The 4,778-nt window shown below is 71.5% G+C and carries 5 protein-coding genes; 1 reads left to right on the top strand and 4 read right to left on the bottom strand.

Going from position 1 to position 4,778, the window contains the following annotated elements:
• Window positions 1–306: 306 nt before the first annotated feature.
• Both AC5JJ1_RS11965 and AC5JJ1_RS11960 read right to left on the bottom strand, forming a co-directional pair.
• A complete protein-coding gene (locus tag AC5JJ1_RS11965; protein ID WP_495785356.1) occupies window positions 307–1,275 on the bottom strand; it encodes a tripartite tricarboxylate transporter substrate binding protein in 969 nt (322 codons plus the stop codon).
• A 58-nt stretch (window positions 1,276–1,333) separates the two neighbouring features.
• A complete protein-coding gene (locus AC5JJ1_RS11960) occupies window positions 1,334–2,221 on the bottom strand; it encodes a LysR substrate-binding domain-containing protein (protein ID WP_495785355.1) in 888 nt (295 codons plus the stop codon).
• 98 nt (window positions 2,222–2,319) lie between these two features.
• Here AC5JJ1_RS11960 and AC5JJ1_RS11955 point away from each other — a divergent pair, with 98 nt between their 5' ends.
• Window positions 2,320–2,535, top strand: a complete 216-nt coding sequence (locus AC5JJ1_RS11955) for a DUF1127 domain-containing protein (RefSeq protein ID WP_495785354.1) — start codon at window positions 2,320–2,322, stop codon at window positions 2,533–2,535.
• Here the strand turns inward: AC5JJ1_RS11955 and AC5JJ1_RS11950 are convergent.
• A complete protein-coding gene (locus AC5JJ1_RS11950) occupies window positions 2,516–3,523 on the bottom strand; it encodes an ABC transporter ATP-binding protein (protein ID WP_495785353.1) in 1,008 nt (335 codons plus the stop codon). The two genes, AC5JJ1_RS11955 and AC5JJ1_RS11950, sit on opposite strands and share 20 nt — an antisense overlap.
• A gap of 22 nt (window positions 3,524–3,545) precedes the next feature.
• Complete coding sequence (locus AC5JJ1_RS11945) at window positions 3,546–4,607, bottom strand: ABC transporter ATP-binding protein (protein WP_495785352.1); 1,062 nt, start codon at window positions 4,605–4,607, stop codon at window positions 3,546–3,548.
• Between the last annotated feature and the right edge of the window lie 171 nt (window positions 4,608–4,778).

Raw genomic sequence — 4,778 nt, 5'->3', positions numbered from 1 at the left:
CAACGCATACATCCATTACGCGCTTCCAAAACCTGATGCGACTTTAAAAGAACAACCCATCGAAGTCGCCTCCGACGGGAAACCGCCTCTCAGCCGCGAAGCCTTTCCGTTCAGGAAGCTGGAGCAGCCGGTCGGCGATGTGAACCGCTTCATCAGCGGGGCAGCGATATTGGCGTCTCCGCCCTGTCTCGTCAAGCCCCGACGTCGTCGCGGTAGGCAGCTTCTACGCCCGGGCCGCGGGGCGGTCAACAGCCGATTCGACCTTTCCGCAGCCGGATATGGAAACCCCTTGCCCGGCCCCGTTCCTCAGCTGTCGGCGCTGATCTTGTTGTCGCGGATGACCTTGCCCCAACGCTCGATCTCCCGGCCCAAGAAGCGTCCGCACTCCTCGGGCCCGCTGGCGCGGACGTCGCAGCCCTGCTCCTCGATGCGGGCACGGATGTCGCCATCTGCCAGCGCCTGCGCCAGCGCCTCCTGCATCCGCCGCTGGATCGGCTCCGGCGTCCCCGCCCGGCCGAGGAAGGCCCACCAGGTCGGCGCATCGAAGCCGGCGAACCCCTGCTCGGCGAAGGGCGCCGTGCCCGGGACGTGCCGGCTCTCCTTCAGCGTCGTCACCCCGAGCGGCCGCAGCGTCCCGGCCCGGATGTGCTGGCTGATGATGACCACGTTCGACATGAAGAGCGGCACCTGCCCCGCCACCGCATCCTGCACGGCCGGCCCGCCGCCCCGGTAGGGCACATGCACCAGGCTGAACCCGCCCTGCTGCTGCAGCAGCGTGGTCGAGACATGGGCCAGGCCGCCGACGCCCGAGCTGGCGAAGCTGACCGTATCCGGCGCCGCCTTGGCAGCCGCGACCACGTCCCCGAAGTTCCGGTAGGGCGTGCTGCTATGCGCCACCAGCGCCAGCGGCCCGGTCGCCACCAGGCTGACCGGCGCGAAGGCCTCGAGCGTCCTGTAGGGCAGCCGCAGCAGCGTCTGGTTGGTCGCCTCGTTGTCGTAGGCCAGCATCCAGGTATAGCCGTCGGGCGCCGCCCGCGCCGCCTCGATCGCGCCGATCGAGCCCGAGGCGCCGCCCCGGTTGTCGATGATCACCGGCTTGCCCAGGATCTCGGCCAGCTTCGGCTGGAACAGCCGGGCGATGGTGTCGGTCGATCCGCCGGGCGGCCAGGGAACGATCAGCCGGATCGGCCGGTCCGGCCAGGCCTCCTGCGCCCGCAGAACGCCAGGCGCAGCAAGGCCCGTGGCCGCAAGGGCCAGCAGAAAGCGACGGTTCATGGCGACGTTTCCCGGTCCAACGACTGAGCCTGTTTTCTGGACCGGTTCCCGCTCCGGCTCAAGCCCGCAACCGCGTCTCGAAGCCGGCCTCGAGCGCGAACCCCTCCTCGATATGCCGGGCCAACGCCTCGCAGACGGGCGTCCCCGGCCCGCGCAGCAGGCCGATGCCGAAGTCCGGCAAGGCCGGCAGCCCCTCGGTCGCCCCGAGAACCCGCAGCCCCTCCGGCAAGGGCGCCGGCATCGCCACGGTCACCGCTAGCCCCGCCAGCGCCACCGCCAGCGAGCCGGAGAGCGAGGCCGCGGTATAGGCCATCCGCCAGGGCAGGTCAGCCGCATCCAGCGCCGCGATCGCCGCCTTCCGCCAGGCGCAGCCGCCATTGGCCAGGGCAATGGGCAGCGGCCGCCGCCGCGACGCCTCCTCCGTCCCGACCCAGAAAAGCGGCCCCCGCCAGAGCCAGCGTGGCCGGGCCCCGAGCGGCTCGTTGCCCTCCGAGATCAGGGTGAGGTCGAGCTCGCCCTCCTCCAGCCGGTCCACCAGCTCGTTCGAGGGGGCGCAGGTCACCTCCACCTGCACGGCAGGATGGCTGGCGCCGAAACGGGCCAGGATCGCAGGCAGCCAGCGGATGGCGTAGTCGTCCGGCGAGCCGAGCCGCACGGCCCCGGCGACCGCGGGCTGGCGGAAGGTGGAATGGATCTCGTCATGCAGGGCGAGCAGCCGCCGCGCCCGCTCCAGCAGCCAGAGCCCGTGCCGGGTCGGCTCCACCCCGCGGGTGCCGCGCAGCAGCAGCGGCTGTCCGAGAATCTCCTCCAAACGCCGGATCTGCATGGAGACGGCAGACTGGGTCCGCCCCACCGCCTGCGCGGCGCGGGTGAAGCTGCCGCCTTCGGCAATCAGCACGAAGCTGCGGAGCAGGTCGGGGTCGAGGCCAGGCGGGATTGACAGCATGGGCGCAGCATCAGCGATCCTGATGAGGATCGTCAATGCAATTCGTTTTCCTTATTCGGCTGCCGGGACCAGCTTAGCCGGGTGAGGAGAACCCTGTCATGGCCATCCTGAACGCCCGTACCCGCTTTCTGCCCCTGTTCCGGCCCAGCCTGCCGGCCCTGCCGAGCCTTCGCGCCATGCTGCGCACCGCCACCACCCGCCGCTACCTCGCGGAGATGGACGATCGCATGCTGAAGGATATCGGCATCAGCCGGATGGATGCCCGGCGCGAGGCGGAGCGCCTGCCCTGGGATCTCAGCCCGCCGCGACCTTGATGCAGCGCGCGCTCCGCCCCGGCACGGGCGAGCGCGGCGCCGGCACGCCCGCAAGGCAGGCCGGCTCCGCCTCGGCGCAGCGTGGCGCGAAGGAGCAGGCGGCCGGCAAGGTCTCGAGGCTTGGCGGCGCGCCGGGGATGGTGGTCAGCCGTTGCCCGCGCATGCCGCTATGGACCGTCGCGCCGAGCAGCCCGCGCGGATAGGGGTGCAGCGGCCCGCGCAGCATCGCGCCGACCGGCCCCTCCTCCACCACGCGGCCGGCATACATCACCGCCACTCGGTCCGCGATCTCGCCGGCGACGCCGAGGTCATGGGTGACGAAGATCACCCCCATGCCCAGCTGCTCCTGCAGCTTGCGCAGCAGCAACAGCACCTGGATCTGCACGGTGGCATCCAGCGCCGTGGTCGGCTCGTCGGCCAGCAGCAGCTTCGGCCTGCAGGCGAGGGCGACCGCGATCATGGCCCGCTGCCGCAGCCCGCCCGACAGCTCATGCGGATAGGCCGCCAGCCGCCGCTTCGCCGAGGGGATCTGCACCAGCTCCAGCAGCTCGAGCGCCCGCGCCATGCCGGCGGTGCGCGTCGCCCCCTCATGCCGCGCCACCGTCTCGGCGATCTGCTGGCCGATGGTGAAGACGGGGTCGAGCGCGGTCATCGGCTCCTGGAAGATCATGGCGACGTCGCCGCCGCGCAAATCCTGCAGCTGGCGCTCGCTCATCGCCTGCACGTCGCGCCCGGCCACCTCGATGCGGCCGGTGACGCGGGCGGTCCTCGGCAGCAGCCTCATCAGCGCCCTGAGCGTCACCGACTTGCCGGACCCCGACTCGCCGAGGATGCAGAGGACCTCCCCGGCGGCGAGGTCGAGATCGACGCCGTTCACCGCATGCATGGTGGCATCGCGGGAGACGAAGCGGACCGAAAGCTCGCGCAGCGTCACCAGCGGGGCCGCGGTCGAGCCACTGGTCATCGGCCGCTCCATCACCTCGCTCATGGGCCTGTCTCCGACATGGCGCTCATGCCGCCAGCCTCCCCGCCCGGGAGTGCCCGCTGCCCGGCTCCGCCATGTGGCAGGCCGCCTCATGCCCGCCGCCGAGCGCCGACTGCACCGGCTCCCGCTCCGCGCAGATGCCCTCGGCAAAGGGGCAGCGGGTGCGGAAGCGGCAGCCGGAAGGCGGGTTGATGGGGTTGGGCGGGTCGCCGGTCAGCGGCGGCTCGGTCCGGCGCTGGCCCGGGTCCATCGAGGGCCGGCTCGCCAGCAGGGCCCGGGTATAGGGATGGGCCGGGCGGTCATAGATCGCCTCCACCGGCCCCCGCTCCACCACCTGGCCGAGATACATCACCAGCACCCGGTCGGAGATGTACTGCACCACGTTGAGGTCATGGCTGATGAAGACATAGGTAAGGCCGAACTTGTCCTTGAGGTCGACCAGCAGGTTCAGCACCTGCGCCTCGACCGACTTGTCGAGCGCCGAGACGGGCTCGTCGAGCAGGATCAGCCGCGGCTGCAGCGCCAGGGCGCGCGCGATGTTCACCCGCTGCCGCTGCCCGCCCGAGAGCTCATGCGGGTAGCGCCGGGCGAAGCTGGCGGGCGCGAGGCCGACGGCTGCCAGGATCTCATGCGCCCGGGCCCGGGCCTCCGCGGGCGCCACGCCATGCACCTTGGGGGCGAAGGCGATGCTTTCCTCGATCGGCAGGCGGGGGTTCAGCGAGGCATAGCTGTCCTGGAAGACCATCTGCACCTGGCGGCGGTACTGCTTCAGCGTGATGCCGCCGGTCTGGGCGTTCTGGCCGACGCCTTCGCCATCGAAGACCATGCTGCCGGCATCGGGCTCGATCAGCCGCATGAGCAGCCGCGCGGTGGTCGACTTGCCGCAGCCGCTCTCGCCGACGATGCCGAGCGTCTCGCCCTTGCGCACGGCGAAGGAGATGCCGTCCACCGCCCGCACCGTGGCCACCGTGCCGCCGAACAGCCCGCCGCGGATGGGGAAGTGCTTCTTCAGCCCGGAGAGCAGCAGCAGCGGCTGGGCCGGGCCGCCGCGATCCAGGGGAGACAGGGTGCCGGGGGATGCGCTCATGGCGCAAGGCGCAGCAAGCTCCGTGCCAGCCACGTCCCGGCCGCAGGCGGCCGCCCTGCCCGGTCCTTGGGCAGCACGGCGCCGATCAGCCGGGCTTACGGGCGCCCGATGCCGGAGTAGTCGAGGCCGGCCTCGCGCATGGCGACCGGGTCCCAGGCATTGCGCAGGTCG

The organism is Belnapia sp. (assembly GCF_059504005.1).
The sequence above is the reverse complement of the archived record's forward strand: the minus strand, read 5'-3'. Positions and strand labels throughout refer to the sequence as shown.